Below are 19800 nucleotides of genomic sequence, written 5' to 3' on the forward strand. Positions count from 1 at the left end.
AAGAAGGATGACCACTATTATTACCTGGTACTAACAGTAGTATATATCCCTTGTTGTTCACTTTCAAGTATTATTCGATTCTTTCTCCTTCAAGTAGTCCTTGTCGTTCGATATAGTCACGTAAAACATCATATTCCGGCGCTTGCCAAAAGGCGTCCGATCGCAGTAAACGGACTGCATCTTGTCGCGCAGTTTCCATGACTTGTATATCGAGCGCAGGATCAGTCAAGACGAATCGCGGTAAACCACTTTGTTCGGTACCAAAGAAATTTCCGGCTCCGCGCAGTTTCAAATCCTTTTCCGCTAGCTTGAAGCCATCGTTCGTCTCCGTCATCGTCTTGATCCGTTCTTTTCCCGTATCGGAAGAGGGATCGGCGATTAGAATACAATAAGACTGGGCATCACCTCGACCGACGCGTCCTCTTAATTGGTGTAATTGCGCAAGACCGAAGCGTTCTGCATCATGAATGACGATGATCGACGCGTTCGGAACGTTCACGCCGACCTCGACGACAGTCGTTGAAACAAGGATTTGAACGGTATTCTCCTTGAACGCCTGCATGACTTCGTCTTTTTCGGAAGAAGTCAAGCGCCCATGCATCAAACCGACATGATAGGGCTTGAACCTCTCGGTCAATATCGCATGTAATTCAATCGCATTTTGAACTTCAAGTGATTCGGATTCCTCGATCAATGGCGTGATGACGTAGGCTTGTCTTCCTTGCGACAATTCTTTCTCGACGAACCCGAAAACGCGTTCCATCTGTTGTGGTTTCGCCCAGTAGGTCTCGATTTCCTTTCGTCCCGCCGGCATCTCATCGATGATCGAAACATCCATATCTCCAAAGACCGATATCGCAAGCGTACGCGGAATCGGTGTCGCTGTCATATATAATACATCTGCCTGTTCGGCTTTCGCGCGCAGTCGTTTCCGTTGTTCGACACCGAAGCGATGTTGTTCATCGGTGATGACGAGGTGTAATGCCTTGAACTGGACGGTATCTTGAATCAGCGCATGTGTTCCGACCAAGACGTCAATCTCTCCTGTCACGAGGGCTTCTAGTAAATGCACCCGTGCTTTCCCTTTAACCGAACTCGTCAGTAGACCGACCCGAATCCCAAGTGGTTCAAGCAATGGGGCGAGCGACGCTGCATGCTGTTCCGCTAAAATTTCGGTCGGCACCATTAAGGCGCCTTGTCTTCCGGCACGAACCGTCGCGAACAAGGCGATGGCAGCGATGACGGTCTTCCCGCTTCCAACGTCCCCTTGCAACAACCGATTCATTCGTTCGCCGCGACTGATGTCGTCTAGGATTTCTTTTGTCACGCGCTGTTGCGCTCCTGTCAGTGGAAACGGTAGACTCTTGATGAAATTCGCTATATCCGCTTCGTGCAGAGGCAAGGCAATCCCTTGACCTTTTCTTCGTCCAAGACGTAATGCCTGTAACTTCAGCTGAAAATAAAGACACTCCTCATAGACATAGCTCCGACGAGCTGCCGTTAACTCTTGTCGATTCGTCGGGAAATGAAGTGCCTTTAGCATCGTCATCCGATCTTGTAACCGGTATGTCTTCCGGATGCTATCCGGTATCCGTTCAGCCAATGCCTCAGTCTCCTTGAACGCCAAGTCGACGACGCGTCGAAACGTCTTCATCCGCATGTCGCCACGTAACGAATAGACCGGTGTCAATTCACCTTCGATTGCTCCAAATTGTAGTTCCGTCGCAGAGATCGTCATTCGGTGCAAATCCCATTTGCCACTGACCGTCACTTCTGCCCCGAGTTGTAGTTGGTCTTTGTAGAATGCTCGGTTGAACATCGTCACCGTCACACTATATCGTTCTTCAACGAGCAGTCGGAACGTTAAACGATTCTTTCCTTTACCGTAATAGCGCACAAGTGGTTCAGACTGGACTTGACCCGTGAACTTGACTTTATCCTCATGAATCGCTTCCGTTAGACTTCCCGTCACGAAGTCATCATAACGAAACGGGACGTGCTCGAGCACGTCCGCAACGGTGAGAATATTCATGTCTTCTAGTTTTTTCGCCAAATCCCGTCCGACACCTTTTAGCGTCTTGACGTCACGTGATGGATTCATTCGATAACTCTCCGAAGATTTTCGCTTCGAGCCAGCGACCCGTCGGCGTATTCGCGAGTCCGCCTTTTGCTGTCTCGCGAAGCGCAGATGGCATCATCTGACCAATCTCATGCATGGCTGAGATGACTTCATCACACGGAATCCGTGACGTGATTCCAGCGAGTGCCATATCGGCAGCGACGACGGCATTCGCTCCACCCATTGCATTTCGTTTGACGCACGGTACTTCGACGAGTCCTGCAACAGGATCGCAGACGAGTCCGAGCATGTTCTTCAGCGCGATCGCAAAAGCATGCGCTGACTGATCCGGCGTCCCGCCTGCCATCTCAACGATCGCAGCTGCTGCCATCGCTGTTGCTGAACCAACTTCTGCCTGACAGCCACCAGCTGCTCCGGAAATCGACGCATTATTCGCGACGACGAAGCCGAACGCACCGGATGTGAACAAGAAGCGTAACATCTGCTCACGCGTTGGGTTTAAGCGATCTTTGACCGCAAATAACGTACCTGGCACGACGCCGGCACTCCCTGCCGTTGGTGTCGCACAAATTTTTCCCATCGCAGCATTGACTTCATTCGTTCCGATTGCCTTACTAACGGCGTCCAGTAATAAATCACCGGATAAACCTTTACCTGAAGCACGGTACCGTTGAAGCAAAACAGCATCCCCACCGGTTAGTCCTGTCACCGACTGGACACCATCACCATCAAGTGAACGAGCGACTGCTTCTTCCATGACTTGTAGGTTTCGCTCCATCATCGCGTAAACTTCATCCCGCTCTAAGTGACGAACCGTCATCTCTTGCTCGATCATGACTTCCGAAATCGGAATGTTTCGTTCCGTCGCGATGGCGACGAGTTCTTTTACGGATTTAAACATGTTTTCACTCTCCCATCATGACGGCACGCTCGACTTGAGGTAACCGATCGATTTCTTCCAACACTTCTGCCGTTATCCGGTCATCAATCTCAATTGCCATGAGTGCTTGTTTTCCTTTTTCGTGCCGTGACACTTCCATATGCCCAATGTTGATTTCGTAATCAGCCAAAATGCTCGTCACGGCTGCAATCGCACCAAAGCGGTCATGGTGTAAGACGACGAGTGCCGGTCCCCCACCGGACAAGCGAAGCGGTACACCATTTAGTTCCGTGATCTCAATCGTTCCCCCACCGATTGAAATACCAACCAATTCAAACTCTTCTAATCCATTCGACAAGTGGACACGTGCCGTATTCGGATGATCCGTCAACGCCTCACTCGTCTCGAAATGAATCTCAATCCCTTTCGACTTCGCGATATCGATCGATTGTGGAATCCGGTCGTCGAACGTGTCGTATCCGAGAACCCCGCCAATGATCGCCACATCCGTTCCATGTCCGCGATACGTATCAGCAAATGACCCATAAAACGTGATGTGGATGACAGTAGGTGTTTCCCCGAATAATTTACCCGCCATCAATCCAATCCGTGCAGCTCCCGCTGTATGCGAGCTTGATGGACCAACCATGACTGGTCCGATGATGTCAAAGACGCTACGATATTTCATCTCTTTTCCCCTCTCTATGAAACAAACGAAATCCCACCTCTATTATCGCAGATGGTGGGATTCGTGAAAAGGCTAGTCGCCCTTTTTCAGTATGATGGTTTTATTCGACGCTTAAAATGTACGAATAAAGTGGTTGTTTACCGTCGTGGACTTCCACTTCAGCATCCGGATTAACCGATTCGATGTACGCGACGAGTGCGTCAACTTCTTCTGTTGAGACGCCTTCACCGTAAAGAACCGTGATGATCTCATCATCTTCCGTGACGAGTGTATCGACGAGTTTCTTGACAGCACCAAGACTTGATCCGTCTGTAGCGACGATTTGTTTTTCAGCAATCGCCATATGGTCGTCCTTCTTGATTTCAACACCATCGATGTTCGTATCACGTACAGCATATGTGACTTGACCCGACTTAACAGCTGCAATCGCATCCGCCATATGCGCTTCGTTCTCTTCGACAGTCGCTTCCGGGTTATAAACGATTGTTGCTGCTAAACCTTGTGGGACTGTTTTTGATTTCACGACCGTCACACCACAATTCGCGACAGATGCTGCTTGTTCAGCCGCCATGATGATGTTCGAGTTGTTCGGGTAGACATAAACGTGTTCCGCGTGTGCATCCTCGATCGCCTTAACGATATCTTCCGTTGATGGGTTCATCGTTTGTCCGCCTTCGATGACGACACTGACACCGAGTGATTTGAAGAGTTCACTGATTCCTTCACCCATTGCGACTGTCACGAGGGCTGCTTTCGCTTTTGCCTTCGGTGCAGCAACTGGAGTGACTTGGTTCGCGCCTTCTTCTTCAAGGATTGTTGAGTGTTGTTGACGCATGTTTTCAATCTTAACAGCGACGAGTTCACCGAAACGTTGTCCTTTTGTGATGACTTCTCCTGGTGTTTCGACGTGGACGTGAACTTTAAGGAGTTCTTCATCCGCGACGACAAGCAACGAATCACCGAATTCCGCTAATTCGTTACGGAAGTCTTCTTCGCTGAACGGTGCATTCGCAAGTTTGTCATCCTGGAAACGAACCATGATTTCCGTGCAGTAACCGTAATGGATTTCTTCCGTCGACATGAAGCTTTGAGCCGTTTTGTGATGCTCTGCTTCGACGAGTGCTTCCATGACAGGCGCATGCGGCTTGTCGAGTTCTTTTCCTTCGAGCGTTGCGAGGAATCCTTCATAGATACAGACGAGACCTTGACCACCAGAGTCAACGACGCCTACTTCTTTTAATACCGGAAGAAGTTCTGGTGTACCGTCGAGCGATACTTTCGACGCTTCGACGAGTTGACGCATCAACTCTAAGAAATCCGTCGTCGTCTCAGATTGTGCGATAGCAGCGACAGCTGTTTCACGGGCAACCGTCAAGATTGTTCCTTCGACCGGTTTCATGACTGCTTTGTATGCTGTATCGACACCTTTTTGCAACGCATCTGCGAATTCCTTCGTATCAATCGTTGTCTTACCTTCGATTGATTTCGAGAATCCACGGAACAATTGGCTTAAGATGACGCCAGAGTTTCCGCGTGCTCCCATCAATAATCCACGTGCGAAGACGTTCGCGACTTCCGATACAGAATCCGAAGTTGATTTACCTGCTTCTTTTGCACCTGAAGTCATCGTCAAATTCATGTTCGTTCCCGTATCACCATCTGGCACAGGGAAGACGTTCAATGAATCGACGAAATCTGCGTTTTGATAGAGATTCGCCGCGCCATTTTGAATCATCTTGACTAACTGCGCTCCTGTTAAACGATCTACACTCACTAAAGTTTCCTCCTCTATTCCCGCCTTAGACATTCGTCAAGCGGACTCCTTGGACAAAGATGTTCACAGATGTCACGTCAAGACCTAGTGCCTGACTGAGCGTGTATTTCACGCGACTCTGTACGTTATTCGCCACCTCTGAGATTTTCGTTCCATAACTTACGATGATATGCATATCGATATGGACCTGCTCTGAAGCCTGTCGAACGATGACACCGCGTGCAAAGTTCTCGCGTTTTAAGAGTTCTGCAAGACCATCCTTGATTTGAGACTGGGATGCCATACCAACGACACCAAAACATTCCATTGCTGCGCCGCCCGCAAGTTGCGCAACGACATCATTATCTACATCAATCTTTCCATAGGTCGTTTTCATCTCGATCGCCACCTGAGTAGCCCCCTTTGAATATTGTATTCTTCTCATAATTCTACTATAAGGACCTACTATTGAAAAGTCGCCGTACTGACTATACAATGAATAAGTGAAAAATAGTAGCGGTCAAATGAACTTTTACCATCATCCTCATCCATTATTTTAAATTTCGAGGTTGTCTGTCAAGTTTTTTTCTTGTCAGCTACTTTTTTTATGTTGCAACCGCCCTGACACCATGCTAAGATAGCAAAGTGTCTATTAGGACGAACGCAAAACAACATAAAAGGAGGCGGAACGCATGGCACGTAAATGCTACGTTACTGGGAAATCGCCAAAGTCGGGTAACAACCGTTCACACGCATTGAACAAAACAAAACGTACTTGGGGAGTCAACGTACAAAAAGTACGTATCCTCGTCGACGGTAAGCCGAAAAAGGTTTGGGTTTCAGCTCGAGCTCTTAAATCAGGTAAAGTCGAACGCGTATAAGGCGCAACCACCGGATGGGAATCTTCCCTTCCGGTTTTTTTATACCCTCATTTATTTTTCTCATAAACTAATTGTCGCTTTTATTGAAAACGCTTACAATAGGAACGTACTTTATTTTGTCAGAATTGGGGGAAGTCATCATGCAACTCAAACGAGAGATGACGAGTCGACACCTGTTCATGATCTCACTCGGGGGAATCATCGGGACAGGCTTATTTTTAGGGTCAGGATTAACGATTTCACAAGCAGGACCTCTCGGGGCGGTCCTCAGTTACATCGTGGGTGGGACCATCATGTATCTGACGATGTTATGTCTAGGGGAATTAGCGGTCTATATGCCGGTCTCGGGGTCCTTCCAGACCTATACGACCCGCTTCATTGGACCAGGAATTGGCTTTGCCGTCGGTTGGATTTATTGGCTCGGCTGGGCCGTGACGGTCGCACTCGAAATCACGGCAGCTGGCAGTTTGATGGACCGCTGGTTTCCGAATGTACCCGTCGTCGTCTGGTGTACCGTCTTTACGGTCTTACTGTTCGGTCTGAATGCCGTCTCAGCCAAAGCATTCGGTGAAGCCGAATTCTGGTTCTCGAGTTTGAAGGTCCTCGCGATCCTTTTCTTCATCATTCTAGGTGGCGCTGCTTGGTTCGGCTGGTTACCGATGGAAGCAGATCGTCCAACCTCGTTATTCGCGAACTTTACGGCAAGCGGTTGGTTTCCAAACGGGATTCTTGGCGTCTTGACGACGATGATTGCTGTCAACTTCGCCTTCCAAGGAACGGAATTGATCGGTGTTGCGGCTGGGGAGTCCGACACGCCAGAAAAATCGATTCCAAAAGCCATCCGCAATACAGTCTGGCGGACGTTCATCTTCTTCGTCTTATCGATTACGATCGTTGGTGCATTAATTCCGTATGAAACAGCTGGCGGAGTCAGCAGTCCGTTCATCATGGTCTTTGATGCGATCGGTATTCCGTACGCTGCTGATTTGATGAACATCGTCGTCTTGACGGCACTATTGTCCGTCGGAAACTCCGGATTATATGCGGCGACTCGGATGTTATGGGCAATGGCGCAAGAAGGGATGATTTCAAAGAAATTATCTTACGTCAATGCACATGGTGTGCCGATGCGGGCGTTGCTCTTTACGATGATGTTCGCGATGTTATCGCTTCTGACCGCATTTTTCGCAGAAGATACCGTCTTCATTTGGCTCTTGTCCTTAGCCGGACTCGGGGCTCAAGTCGGCTGGATTTCAATCTCTGCTTCTCAGCTTGCATTTCGTCGTCAGTTCGTCCGAAACGGACACGATGTATCCGAACTGAAATTCAAGACACCACTCTATCCGGTGTTACCACTGATTTCGTTGACACTTAACGTCGTCGTCCTCGTCAGTCTTGCGTTTCAAGCGGATCAACGAATCGCTCTATACATCGGTGTTCCTTTCTTCCTTGTCATGTGGGGAAGTTATCATCTCTTCGTCAAAGGAAAACATCTATCCGCTCAAAGCGACATCCGTGTCGCCCCTTCTCAACTCGAAGAATAATTTCATCTAAAAAGAGGCCGCGGAGTCATCCACGGCCTCTTTCCTATGATTGTGCTATTCCTTAAGCGTCCGCATCATCAATAGTTCTCCTTGATGGAGCTCTACCTTCGCTTCTGACGCACACCATTCATTACTGACGGTCAAGGAACCTCCGACCGGTACTGGATGTGCATCAAGTGGATATTTGACTCCGGATAAGCTTAAAGTCGATGGTACGAGTGGAATGAACGAAAGATAATGATAGCTCCCTGCTTCGACTGCATACGTTCCCTCAGCCAAGTATCGTACCTCTTCTCGTTTCGTCACGAGTCGTGCCTCTGGGTATCGCTTCAACAAATAGACATTTTGGACGGTCATGTCGAGCCGCCCACCTGTCGCCCCGATAATGAAGGTATCCTCAAACTGTTTCTTCTCTGAGACTGTACGAAGTGCCAGTTCGAGATCCGTTTCATCTTTCTCGGCCGGATGAACGATTGCCCCTTCTGGTACATAACCAAGCGAATCAAAATCACCAATCGTCAGGTCGCATGTCAGCCCAAACGATTCAATCGTCTGAACACCACCGTCGACACCGACGATAAAGTCACCTGGCTGACAAAACGTCCGTAAATCCGGCGCTTCTTCTCGCGGACCGGCACAGACGAGAATCGCCCGCATCTCAGACGCCTCGTGCCGAATAACGGAGTAAGCGTGGCGCAGTCGTAAATAGAATTCCTGCTACGATTCCACATAAGATGTACGAAGGAACCATATACGTTGCGTTATAGACAAAAGAGTACTCCACGACTGGACCTTTTGCATACTCGGCAAAAAAGACGATTCCACTGATGACATGACAGATATAACGGAGTCCTGCGCCTAATAACGTCGCAAGGAGAACGAACGCCATCAAGCTTTTCTTTTGTCCATTGCGCGCGGCTAGTCTGACTTGACGCGCGAACAGACCACTTAATCCGACGACACCATACGCAATCGTATAGTCAAGCATCGGTTGAACGATCGTCAAAACTTGTGGAGCGAACATCAATTGAATCGTACCGACAAGCGCTCCCGTGACGACCCCTCCGACGACACCGTGGCGAAATGCCATGACGAAGATCGGTAGCATCGCTAAGCTGATTGAGCCTCCTTGTGGCATTTTGAATGGAATCAGTAAATCAAAGACGACTCCGAGACTGGCGAAGATGGCAATTTCCATCATCATTTGTAACCGTTTCATGCTGTTTTTCCTCCTTCATTGTACGAGAGGACGCAAAAAGGCAGTACGACGAACGCCGTACTGCCTGCGTGCGCCACATCCCTACGTCCGTTTGAACGGAACAGGTTCGAAGGGTTAAAGTCTAAAAGACTCCTCTCAGCCGCTTTTCAAGCGACACCCCTTGCGGTCATCATATTTCGTTTTCTCGTTCTTATTATACGGCAGCCCCTTGACGAATGCTAGTGATCGCTTCCGCATAATCTGGTGCATTGTAGATTGCTGATCCTGCGACGAGAACGTTCGCACCGTTATCGATGCAAAGCTTTGCCGTTTCCGGATTGACGCCACCGTCAATCTCGATTTCAAATGTCAGACCACGATCTGCTTTCATTTGCGCGAGTGCTGCAAGTTTCGGCATGACACGCTCGATAAAGGCTTGTCCACCGAAGCCCGGATTGACCGTCATCAATAAAACCATATCGACATCCTCAAGGACGTGTTCAATCGTTGATAATGGCGTATGGGGATTCAAGACGACCCCTGCCTTTGCGCCCGCTGCTTTGATTTGTTGCAAGACACGATGGACATGATTCGTCGCTTCGACGTGGAACGTCACGATGTCCGCCCCTGCTTTGACGAAATCCTCGACGAAACGTTCTGGCTGGTCGATCATCAAATGGACATCGAGAATCATATCCGTCTTTTGACGTAAGCTGCTAAGCACAGGTAATCCAAATGAGATGTTCGGTACGAACTGACCGTCCATGACATCAAAATGGATATAGTCCGCGCCTGCTGCTTCGACTGCTTTAACATCGCGTTCGAGATTCGCAAAATCTGCTGATAAAATAGATGGTGCAATTTTAATCATCTTTAATACCTCCGGGCTCGATTCTTGATTTCGTCTATAAACATACCATAGTTCTCATAACGAGAGGACATGATTTCTTGGGCTTCGACGGCTTCCTTGACGGCACAACCGGGTTCATTCAAATGCAAGCAACCTCGGTATTTGCAATCATCTTGTACAGCCACGAATTCAGGGAAACTCCACCGTACATCCTCGATTTCCATATCATACGGAAAATCGAGGTTCGAGAAACCTGGCGTATCGGCAATCAATCCTTCGGCAAGCGGCATCAATGTGACGTGGCGAGTCGTATGACGTCCGCGTCCGAGTGATTTCGAGATGGCACTTGTTTCTAAATCAAGAGAGGGCTCCAGTGCATTGAGCAATGAACTTTTCCCGACACCGGATTGTCCGGCGAGAACGCTTGTTTTTCCAGCAAGTAACGGACGGACTTGCTCAATACCTGCCAACGTCTCACTTGATGTCTCGATGACCGTATACCCAATCTTCCGGTAAGCGGCAATCGCCTCTCGGACAGCCGGTCCTTTGACATCGTCCAGCAAATCCATCTTCGTCAATAGGATGACGGGTTGAATTTCCTTCGCTTCGATCAAAACGAGAAATCGGTCGAGCAAGTGCGCTGAAAAATCAGGTTCTGCCGCCGAGACGACGAGCAATGCCTGGTCGATATTCGCGACTGGAGGGCGTACTAAAAAGTTGTCCCGCTCCTTCACTTCGAGAATATATCCTGTCTCACTTTCGATATGAAGAACGACCTCGTCTCCGACGACTGGACTGATGCCGCGTTTTCGGAAATTCCCTCTTGCCCGTGAACGGACCTCTCCTTCTGGTGTCATGACATCATAAAAGCCACCCTGCAGACGTATGATCGTTCCTTCTCGATTCTCTTCGATGCGTTGTTCCGTCATCCTATGCACTCCTTTTTCATCACATTCATTGTGCGTCTTTTGCTTGATTGTACGTGATGGTTTTTGAACGATACACCGTATCGTCTTTATAGATCGTAATTTTTCCTTCTTCTCCTGGATCAATCGTCACCGGCACGTCGAATGTCTCATCTTGATCAATCGATTCCTCGATGACGGTCCGCTTCCCTTTCGCGTCTTCCGTCTCAATCCGTATGACTTGTTTCGGTGGTTCCTCGTCCTCGTTCTCGCTGACCGCATCATAGACGACCTTTTCAGGGAACGTTGCCGTCACCGTTTTTTCTTCCTCACCTTTTGAGATGAAGACGGTCACAGAGTCGTTTGGTTCGACTTGTGCCCCTGCTTGTGGGAATTGACGGATGACTTGATCGAGCTTGACATCACTCGAGAATTCTTGTTCAAACGTACCGTCGAGACCCATTTCATCGAGATACGCTTTCGCTTCATCACTCGATAAGTTCGTCAAGTCTTTCAATTCAAAGGATGACGTTCCTTCCGAGACAGTGATCGTAATCGTCTGTTCTTTTGCAATCACTTCCGTTCCAGCAGAGATCGATTGCCGGATAACATTACCTCGCGCAATTTCATCCGACTTTTCACGTTCGACCTCGACTTTTGCGAATCCAGCCTCTTTTAATGTTGCAATCGCCTCTTTTTCAGCGTCATCTGTCACATCTGGTACTTCGACCGGAGCACTACCTGTAGAGACGACCAAGTTGACCGTCGAACCCTTTTTGACTTGTGCATTTTCACGCGGTGTCTGACTAATGACATCGCCTTCATCGACTGTATCGCTATTTCGTTCTGTCGTCTCGACGACGAATCCAAGTTTCTCAAGCTTCGTTTCCGCATCGTCTCCATCTGTCTTGACGACAGATGGTACGGTGACCGTTGGATCCGGCCACATCGCAAACGTCGTAGCCGCTCCACCGAGTAAAACGAGCAATAAGAGAACGATCCACCAGCGTTTTTTCTTTTTCTTTTCCGGTGTTTTCGGTTGAACAGTCGTGACGGCGGGTGATTCTGGTTCCGCTTTTGATTCTTCTGGCACTTGGACGGGTGACAAGACCATCGTCTTTTCCATCTCATCCTCTTCTGCACCTCGAATGCCTTCACTTGCCCGTTCGTCAGACAACGCCGTCACCATATCTGCCTTAAAGGCTGCGACGGACTGTTGGCGGTCATGCGGTGCTTTCGCGAGCGCCTGCATGATACAGTTCTCAAGCGCTTGTGGCACTTTCGGATTCAAGACGGATGGGCGACGCGGTGTATCTTGCAGATGCTTCAGCGCAATCGCGACCGGTGAATCCCCTTCGAACGGCACTTGTCCTGTAACAAGTTCGTATAAGACAGCACCAAGTGAATAGATATCCGACTTCTCATCCGCAAATTTACCTTTTGCTTGTTCCGGTGAAAAGTAATGCACGGACCCAAGAACGGACATCGTATGCGTCAGCGTCGCATTCGACATCGCCACAGCAATTCCGAAATCCGTTACTTTGACGGTACCATCTTCTCGAATCAACATGTTTTGCGGTTTAATATCGCGATGGATAATCCGGTGTGCATGGGCGTGATCGATTGCATCACAAATTTGAGCGATGATATCAACTGCCTGCGGCACAGGTAATGCTTGATTTTCACAAAATGTTTTTAATGTCATACCATCGATATACTCCATGACGATGTAATAGATGGCATCTTCTTCGCCTACATCATAGACGGCAACGATGTTTGGATGATTCAAGCTGGTAGCAGCATGTGCTTCACGTTCGAATCGACGAATGAATTGTTCGTCATGCGAAAATTCAGTTCGTAAAATCTTAATGGCAACATGACGCTTTAAAATCTCATCATAGGCTTGATAGACATTCGCCATCCCGCCACTTCCAACTAGCCGTTCTATGCGGTAGCGGTCATTTAATCGATCTCCGTATCGCATATTCAGACCCTCTTTCTTTCTTTGAACCGGATGGCGGCAATCGTAATATTATCCGCGCCTCCTCGAGCGTTCGCTTCTTTCACCAATCGTCCGACAATCTCATCAAGCGGCTCATCCTGTAAGATGATCTGTTCGATGACATCATCTGGTACTTCATCGGTCAATCCGTCACTACAAACGAGGACGAGGTCATAGTCTGGAGCATCTCTGACTTGAATGTCGACTTCGACCGTTTCGTTCGAGCCGACCGACCGTGTGATGACATTCTTACGTGGATGATTTTCGACTTCCTCATCCGAAAGCTCCCCCATTTGTCGTAACATGTTGACGTAAGAATGATCGTCCGTCAATTGTTTTAACGCCGTACCTTCAAGGGCATAGACTCTACTATCTCCAACATGACCGATGACGAGCAAATCCTCGACCCAGCACACACAGGCAATGGTCGTTCCGACGATCGCAAGTTGCTCTTCTTTTGAAAACTGAAGAATCCGGGCATTCGCCTCGGCTACACGTTGTTCTATCCATTCAGACAATTCCATCGGACGATTTGGCATGAGTGAAAAGGATGCTTCAAATACCTCGCGAACGATCGCACTTGCGATATCGCCAGCAGCATGACCTCCCATACCATCCGCAACGACGGCAAGACCACGTTCGGCGTTCCCGACGAGTAATACCGTATCCTCATTTTTAGTCCTGACTTTCCCAGTAGTCGAAAGGTGAGCTAACTCCATGACAGTCCTCCGTTCGTGTCAATCTTCTCGTTTTTTAAACGCGGCAATATAGAAGCCGTCCGTTCCAACTGTCGTCGGTAACAACTTGAGTTCTGCTCGATCCCCGATCAGATGTCGCACGGATTCTGGCATGCGTGCCGCGAAGGATGTGTCAAAATCGAACCCTTGATCGAGAATGAACGCTGTCTGCTCCTCGTTTTCTGTCGGATCAATCGTACAAGTCGAATAGACGAAGGTTCCACCCTTTTTAACGAGTGGTAAGACAGCTGTCAGAATATCTCGTTGGATTTTCGGCAGTTGCTCGAGCTGTTCCGGACGTTTCGTCCATTTGATATCTGGTTTTCTCCGAATGACACCGAGTCCTGAACAAGGTGCGTCAACAAGAATTCGATCAAAAGATTCTACTTCAAAGCGTTCCCCTGCTTTACGTGCATCTAACGCTTCTGCTTGAACAGTCGTAAGACCTAATCGTGTCGCTTGCTGTTCAATCAGTTTAATCTTATGTGGATGAAGATCAAGTGCCTGTAGTGTACCCGTCGTCAAACCTTCAGCAATGTGCATCGCTTTCCCACCAGGTGCAGCACAGCTGTCGAGTACATGATCAGATGCTTCTGCACCAAGTGCACGAGCGACAAGCATCGAGCTCTCATCCTGCAAAGATAGGTATCCGCGATTGATCAAATCGGTTTTTTGAACGCTTCCTCGTTCGATTTCGAGACCGTCTGGCGCTACCGTAGATGGTTTTGCCGTCACACCTTGGTCGAGTAGAAGCTCGATCGCTTCCTCTCGCGTCGTCTTCGTCCGATTGATACGAACCGTGACCGGTGCAGGCGTGTTATTCAATTGACAGATCTGAAGCGTTTCTTCCGGACCAAACAGTTCAAGCCAGCGTTCGACGAGCCACTGCGGGTGACTCGTTTCGATACTGATCCGTTTTGCAACAGGCTCAATCTCAGCGAAATGAGGCATTCCCGCCCGAAATACATTCCGGAGCACTCCGTTGACGACTTTCGAGACATGGACTTTTCCACGTTTTTTAGCAATCTCAACAGCTTCATGGATGACGGCATGATCCGGTACACGATCAAGATAAAACAACTGATACACACTCATCCGTAACAACGGACGCATGAACGGATCAAGTTTTTTCTGTTTTGCTAAATATGGCTCCAAAATGTAATCAAGCGTCAACTCACGACTAAGCGTTCCGTAGACAAGTTCCGTGAACAAACCGACATCTGACGCTGAGATAGCACGCTTTTCAAGCATCTGGTGAACGGTGATTGTCGAGAAGGCACCACCTTGACCGATTTTCATCAGTGTCGTTACTGCTGCGTCGCGTACATTCATGCGTTCTCACCTACTTGTTGTCCGAGTTCAAGCGATTGACCGATCCCGCGCATGAACGTGGCACCATCCATTCGTTTTTTACCGGACGGTTGTAAGTCGATCAGCTTCAACGCTGTTTCAGAACCCGTTGCGATGACGGGACCATCTGCTTCTAAAGCGATGATTTCACCCGGTCGTCCCGTTCCTTTGACTTTCGTTGCGAAAAAGACTTTTAAACGATCATTTCCAAGCATCGTATACGTACTCGGGAAAGGATTCATTCCTCGGATTTGATCATAGAGTGTCTCACCCGATAACGTAAAATCAAGCCGTTCCCGTTCCCGTGAGATATTCGGCGCAAACGTCGCTTCTGCCTCGACTTGCGCTTCCGGTGTCAATTCACCTGCTAACAGACGCGGCAACGTTTCAAGCAACAGCCGCGCTCCTGCGTCCGCTAATTTTTCGAACATCGTTCCGACTGTATCGTTCTCTTCGATCGGAACGATGATTTTTGACAACATATCACCGGCGTCAAGTCGATCGACCATATACATGATCGTCACGCCCGTCTCTTTTTCGCCATCAATGATTGCTTGATGAATCGGGGCACCGCCACGATATTTCGGTAAGAGTGACGCATGGACATTGATTGCCCCAAAACGTGGTGCTTCCAAAATAGCTGTCGGTACAATCTGACCGTAAGCTGCCGTGATAATAAGATCTGGTTTTAAATCAAGGACGTCCTGATAGTCTTCACGAATCCGTTTCGGTTGCAACACGGGAATATCGTGTTCCATCGCGACGAGTTTCACTGGTGTCGGTTTGACTTCTCGTTTTCGTCCGACCGGCTTATCTGGTTGTGAGACGACACCGACGACGTCATACCCGGCATCGATGACTTCACGTAGCGTTCCTGCCGCAAATTCAGGCGTCCCCATGAAGACGACGCGCGGCTTTTCTTGCTCGACGAGTTTATCCGTGAACAGGACACCGTCTAAATGATCCATCTCGTGCTGGATCGCACGTGCAAAAAAGCCGTTTGCTTTGATTTTGACCGTCCGTCCAAGACGATCTTGCGACTTGACGACGATGCGGTCGAACCGTTCGACCGGTCCGAAAACACCTGGCATGCTGAGACATCCTTCGTCATCAATCTGTGAACCATCGGCTTCGATGATTTCCGGATTGATCAGCTCAATCGGTCCTGTCTCATCATCCGTATGGACGACCGCTACACGGATCGGTTGATTGATTTGCGGTGCCGCTAAGCCGACACCATCATATTCATACATCGTATCGAACATCCGGTCGATCATCTTACCAAGTTTTTTATCGAACTTCGTGACAGGTTCACACACCTGTCGTAATACGTCATTAGGTACTTCTACTACTTTATACATACAGACACCTCACATGAATACAAATGGATTCAAGTCGATCGCGACTTGTGTTTTTGACTTTTGACGACGGGCTAAGATATCACGGAGATGTGTCCGGACATCTTCCTGCCCTTTATGTTTAATTAAGATCTGTTGTCGGTACATATTCTTCAGTCGAGCAAGTGGCGCATCGAACGGTCCATTGACGACTAAGTCCTCGGATTCGAAAGCCCGCAGCTCGGAAGCAATCTGTTGCGCTTCTGCTTGTGCTTCGAGTGGATGTGTCGCTGAGACCGTGATTAAACCAAGGAACCAGAATGGAGGGTGTCCCCCGAGTTTGCGCAACTGCATCTCGCGCTTATAGAACGTTTCGAAATCATGCTGTTTTGCCGTCTGAATGACGTAGTGCTCCGGATTATAGGTCTGGATGATCGACTGTCCGGCGAGTTGCCCCCGCCCGGCACGACCCGACACTTGCGTGATCAACTGGAACGTTCGCTCACTTGCCCGAAAATCCGGAATACCGAGCGTCGCATCGGCAGCGAGCACCCCTACGAGCGTGACATTTGGAAAGTCGAGACCTTTGGCGATCATCTGTGTCCCGAGAAGAATGTTCCCTTCCTTACGCTCGAAGGCATCGAGTAACTTCTCATGTGCACCTTTACGAGACGTCGTATCCTGATCCATCCGGATAATGCGCGCTTCCGGAATCAAATGCGCCAACTCTTCCTCGATCTTTTGCGTCCCCGTTCCGAACTGACGAATCTTCGTAGATTCACAGGACGGACAAGTTTTCGGCATCGCTGCCTCGAATCCACAATAGTGGCACTTCAAGCGATCTTCGTGCTGATGATACGTTAAATTAACGGCACAATGTGGACATTGCAACGTCTCACCGCAATCCCGACATAAGACGAATGTCGTGTACCCACGACGGTTCAAAAGCAAGACCGTCTGTTCGCCGCGCTCGATTCGTTCTTTGATGCCTTCGATGAGTGCAAGACTGAACGGAGTACGATTGCCTCGTTCAAGCTCTTTACGCATATCAACGATGTCGACAGGCGGTAATTCCCCACCAAATCGTTCACGAAGCGGTAAGTAATGATAAACCCCTTTTTGTGCCCGCGCATACGTTTCGAGTAACGGTGTTGCACTTCCGAGCACGACGGGACAACGATGATAAGCCGCCCGCCACTTCGCGACATCGCGCGTATGATAACGCGGATTCTCTTCTTGTTTATAGGTTGTTTCATGTTCTTCATCGAGAATAATGATTCCGATATTCGTCAGCGGCGCAAACACGGCGGACCGTGCACCGACAACGACATCAACCTCGCCTTGGGCGATTTTGCGCCACTCATCATACTTTTCTCCAAGCGATAGACCGCTATGCAAGACAGCGACCCGTTCTCCGAAACGACGTTTGAAGCGTTTGACCATCATCGGCGTCAGACTGATTTCAGGAACGAGCAAGATCGCTTGTCTACCGCGTTCGAGTTGTGCATGAATCGATTCAAGATAGACTTCCGTCTTACCACTTCCTGTTACGCCATGTAACAAGAACGTTCCGGTCTCCGCTTCAGCCGTGATCGCCGAGACGGCTTCCTGTTGCTTTTCCGTCAAAGAAGACGGCACAAAGATATCTTGGACGAGATGCTCGTAAGGATTTCGCCGCACATCGATCGTCTCGACTTGAACGATGCCCTTTTTATCGAGGGCGTTCAACGTCGCGCTCGTTGCGCCCGTCGCCTGCTTGATTTCACTCCACAACGCATTCGGAAATTCTTGGATATACGCATAAAGTGCCGCTTGTTGGCTCGCTTGTTTTGTAAAGGTTGCTTGCTCCTCGAGGAGACGAATCCGTTTATCGGTTTTAGACGTCTTTTTCTCGCGAATGACCGGTTGAAGCGTCACATCAGCTTGTTTCGCCGCTGTTAAAATGATTTGTTGGACTTCCGTTGGTAATTGACTCATTTTCTTACCATGATATGCCCGAAGTGGGCCCGACTCGACTATGACCAGTTTATCATAACTCACCTTTAAGGCAGCCGGCAGCATCGCAAGCAACGCCGTCGCCTGAAAACACAAGGTCGTTTCTGATAAATACGCCGACAACTCGAGTAATTCTTCCGTATAGGTCGGGGTCTCATCGAGAACACGAACGATTGATTTGACGTTCGTCAGATCAGACGTAGCTTTTGTTCCAACGACGATTCCAAGCAACGCCCGTGGACCGAATGGTACCTCGACGCGCATCCCGGGAACGATCAACTCTTGCCAGAGTTTCGGCACGGCGTAATCAAACGGACGATCAACGGTGGCCGCTGCGACATCGACGATGACTTCGGCTATCATGCCAATGCCTCCGCAAATTGGCGCATGAGCGATTTAGCGAGCGTCGATTTCAATTGTTGATCGTATCGCGTGACGGAATCATTCTTCCCGAAGACGACAACCTCGTTTTCGTCGCTGACAAATCCGATGTCAGAACGAGAGACATCATTCGCGACGATGAAATCCGCCTTCTTTCGGATGAGTTTCTGTTTCGCGAACGTCTCGACATCCGTCGTCTCCGCTGCAAATCCGACTAATAGTTGGTGTTGTTTCTGCTCACCGAGCGTCTTCAGAATATCCGTCGTCTCCTCGAGTTCAATCCGCAATGGTCCGTGAATTTTCTTTTGCTTCTGATCGTACTGGACAGACGGTCGATAGTCAGCTACGGCAGCGGACATGATGACGATGTCTTGCGTCTCATAATCACGTAACATGGCTTCGAGCATCTCTTCTCCCGACTCAACGGCAATCGTCGATATGCCGGTCGGTAATCCGATCCGAAGGGGTCCATGGACGAGCGTGACATCTGCTCCTGCGTCTCTCGCTGCTTCCGCAAGTGCAATTCCCGTCTTTCCTGAAGAGTCATTCGTCAAGTAACGGACCGGATCAATCCGTTCAACTGTCGGACCTGCACTGATCAAGACTTTTCGCCCGGCTAAATACTTATCTTCAAAGAACGTTGAGAGTGTTGCGACTAAGTCTTCCGGTTCAGGTAAACGACCTTTCCCGACCCAACCACATGCGAGATTTCCGACTCCCGGTGCAATCACCTGGACACCATCCTGCTTGAGTTGTTCGATATTGCGGACTGTCGCCGGATGTTCGAGCATGTTGACATTCATCGCCGGTGCGACGATGACGGGACACGTCGCGGCGAGGATCGTTGTCGTAATGAAGTCATCTGCGATCCCGTGTGCGAGTTTTGCGATCAAGTTCGCTGTCGCTGGTGCGACGACGATTAAGTCCGCTTCGTCCGCTAAATCGATATGGGCGATCTTTGACGGATCATGCTCGATGAAGACATCATCATAGACCGCTTTTCGCGTCAGTGCTTCAAACGTCGTCTTACCGACGAATTGTTGTGCATTACGCGTCATTGCAACTTGGACGTGTGCCCCTGCTTGAACGAGTTTTGAAGCGAGTGCTGCTGATTTATAGGAAGCGATTCCACCGCCGACACACAGTAGAATGTTTCGGTTGGTTAACATGTAGGTGTCCTCCTTATTGAAAAAAACAGCCACGATGACAAGTGGCTGCT

Annotated in this window: 17 protein-coding genes, 1 pseudogene and 1 riboswitch; of the genes and pseudogenes, 2 read left to right on the forward strand and 16 right to left on the reverse strand. The window is 49.1% G+C overall.

Annotated features, from left to right (window positions below):
• Nucleotides 1-70 precede the first annotated feature (70 nt).
• The 5 genes from recG to ESP131_RS12930 all read right to left on the reverse strand — a co-directional run bounded on the left by recG (nt 71) and on the right by ESP131_RS12930 (nt 5810).
• Complete coding sequence (recG, locus tag ESP131_RS12910; RefSeq protein WP_069940836.1) at nt 71-2101, reverse strand: ATP-dependent DNA helicase RecG; 2031 nt, start codon at nt 2099-2101, stop codon at nt 71-73.
• A complete protein-coding gene (gene sdaAA / locus ESP131_RS12915; protein ID WP_023468754.1) occupies nt 2085-2981 on the reverse strand; it encodes an L-serine ammonia-lyase, iron-sulfur-dependent, subunit alpha in 897 nt (298 codons plus the stop codon). Before sdaAA ends, recG begins: the two co-directional genes overlap by 17 nt.
• A gap of 4 nt (nt 2982-2985) precedes the next feature.
• On the reverse strand, nt 2986-3648 hold the full coding sequence (sdaAB, locus tag ESP131_RS12920) for an L-serine ammonia-lyase, iron-sulfur-dependent subunit beta (RefSeq protein ID WP_047393774.1): 663 nt from the start codon (nt 3646-3648) through the stop codon (nt 2986-2988).
• 100 nt (nt 3649-3748) lie between these two features.
• Nucleotides 3749-5422, reverse strand: coding sequence for a DAK2 domain-containing protein (locus tag ESP131_RS12925; RefSeq protein ID WP_029342102.1), 1674 nt, complete (start codon nt 5420-5422; stop codon nt 3749-3751).
• Between the two features lie 25 nt (nt 5423-5447).
• The gene (locus ESP131_RS12930) at nt 5448-5810 is read right to left on the reverse strand and encodes an Asp23/Gls24 family envelope stress response protein (protein ID WP_023468757.1); all 363 of its coding nucleotides are present in this window, start codon (nt 5808-5810) and stop codon (nt 5448-5450) included.
• A gap of 283 nt (nt 5811-6093) precedes the next feature.
• Between ESP131_RS12930 and rpmB the strand changes: the two genes are divergently transcribed.
• Entirely contained in the window at nt 6094-6282 is a 189-nt protein-coding gene (gene rpmB / locus ESP131_RS12935) for a 50S ribosomal protein L28 (RefSeq protein WP_023468758.1), read from the forward strand.
• 140 nt (nt 6283-6422) lie between these two features.
• Entirely contained in the window at nt 6423-7826 is a 1404-nt protein-coding gene (locus ESP131_RS12940) for an amino acid permease (protein ID WP_029342103.1), read from the forward strand.
• Between the two features lie 54 nt (nt 7827-7880).
• Here ESP131_RS12940 and ESP131_RS12945 read toward each other — a convergent pair whose 3' ends face one another.
• The 11 genes and pseudogenes from ESP131_RS12945 to coaBC form a co-directional block, all read right to left on the reverse strand.
• The gene (locus tag ESP131_RS12945) at nt 7881-8483 is read right to left on the reverse strand and encodes a thiamine diphosphokinase (RefSeq protein WP_029342104.1); all 603 of its coding nucleotides are present in this window, start codon (nt 8481-8483) and stop codon (nt 7881-7883) included.
• Between the two features lies 1 nt (nt 8484).
• Complete coding sequence (gene thiT / locus ESP131_RS12950; protein WP_029342105.1) at nt 8485-9045, reverse strand: energy-coupled thiamine transporter ThiT; 561 nt, start codon at nt 9043-9045, stop codon at nt 8485-8487.
• Between the two features lie 61 nt (nt 9046-9106).
• Nucleotides 9107-9216, reverse strand: a riboswitch (TPP riboswitch).
• 22 nt (nt 9217-9238) lie between these two features.
• Entirely contained in the window at nt 9239-9895 is a 657-nt protein-coding gene (gene rpe / locus ESP131_RS12955; protein WP_029342106.1) for a ribulose-phosphate 3-epimerase, read from the reverse strand.
• A gap of 2 nt (nt 9896-9897) precedes the next feature.
• Entirely contained in the window at nt 9898-10803 is a 906-nt protein-coding gene (gene rsgA, locus ESP131_RS12960) for a ribosome small subunit-dependent GTPase A (protein WP_029342107.1), read from the reverse strand.
• 25 nt (nt 10804-10828) lie between these two features.
• Complete coding sequence (pknB, locus tag ESP131_RS12965) at nt 10829-12763, reverse strand: Stk1 family PASTA domain-containing Ser/Thr kinase (RefSeq protein WP_029342108.1); 1935 nt, start codon at nt 12761-12763, stop codon at nt 10829-10831.
• 2 nt (nt 12764-12765) lie between these two features.
• Entirely contained in the window at nt 12766-13500 is a 735-nt protein-coding gene (locus ESP131_RS12970) for a Stp1/IreP family PP2C-type Ser/Thr phosphatase (RefSeq protein WP_029342109.1), read from the reverse strand.
• Between the two features lie 18 nt (nt 13501-13518).
• Nucleotides 13519-14850 (reverse strand): 16S rRNA (cytosine(967)-C(5))-methyltransferase RsmB, encoded by a 1332-nt coding sequence (rsmB, locus tag ESP131_RS12975; protein ID WP_069940837.1) that lies wholly within the window; start codon nt 14848-14850, stop codon nt 13519-13521.
• Nucleotides 14847-15767, reverse strand: coding sequence for a methionyl-tRNA formyltransferase (gene fmt, locus ESP131_RS12980; protein WP_335583352.1), 921 nt, complete (start codon nt 15765-15767; stop codon nt 14847-14849). The genes rsmB and fmt overlap by 4 nt, the downstream gene beginning before the upstream one ends.
• A 24-nt stretch (nt 15768-15791) precedes the next feature.
• A pseudogene (gene def, locus ESP131_RS17050) lies at nt 15792-16229 on the reverse strand (peptide deformylase); the annotation flags it as partial.
• A 9-nt stretch (nt 16230-16238) separates the two neighbouring features.
• The gene (priA, locus tag ESP131_RS12985) at nt 16239-18563 is read right to left on the reverse strand and encodes a primosomal protein N' (protein WP_069940838.1); all 2325 of its coding nucleotides are present in this window, start codon (nt 18561-18563) and stop codon (nt 16239-16241) included.
• Nucleotides 18560-19750, reverse strand: coding sequence for a bifunctional phosphopantothenoylcysteine decarboxylase/phosphopantothenate--cysteine ligase CoaBC (gene coaBC, locus ESP131_RS12990; protein ID WP_029342113.1), 1191 nt, complete (start codon nt 19748-19750; stop codon nt 18560-18562). Before coaBC ends, priA begins: the two co-directional genes overlap by 4 nt.
• Nucleotides 19751-19800 lie beyond the last annotated feature (50 nt).

It is taken from the genome of Exiguobacterium sp. U13-1 (assembly GCF_001750115.1).
Classification (GTDB): Bacteria; Bacillota; Bacilli; order Exiguobacteriales; family Exiguobacteriaceae; genus Exiguobacterium_A; species Exiguobacterium_A acetylicum.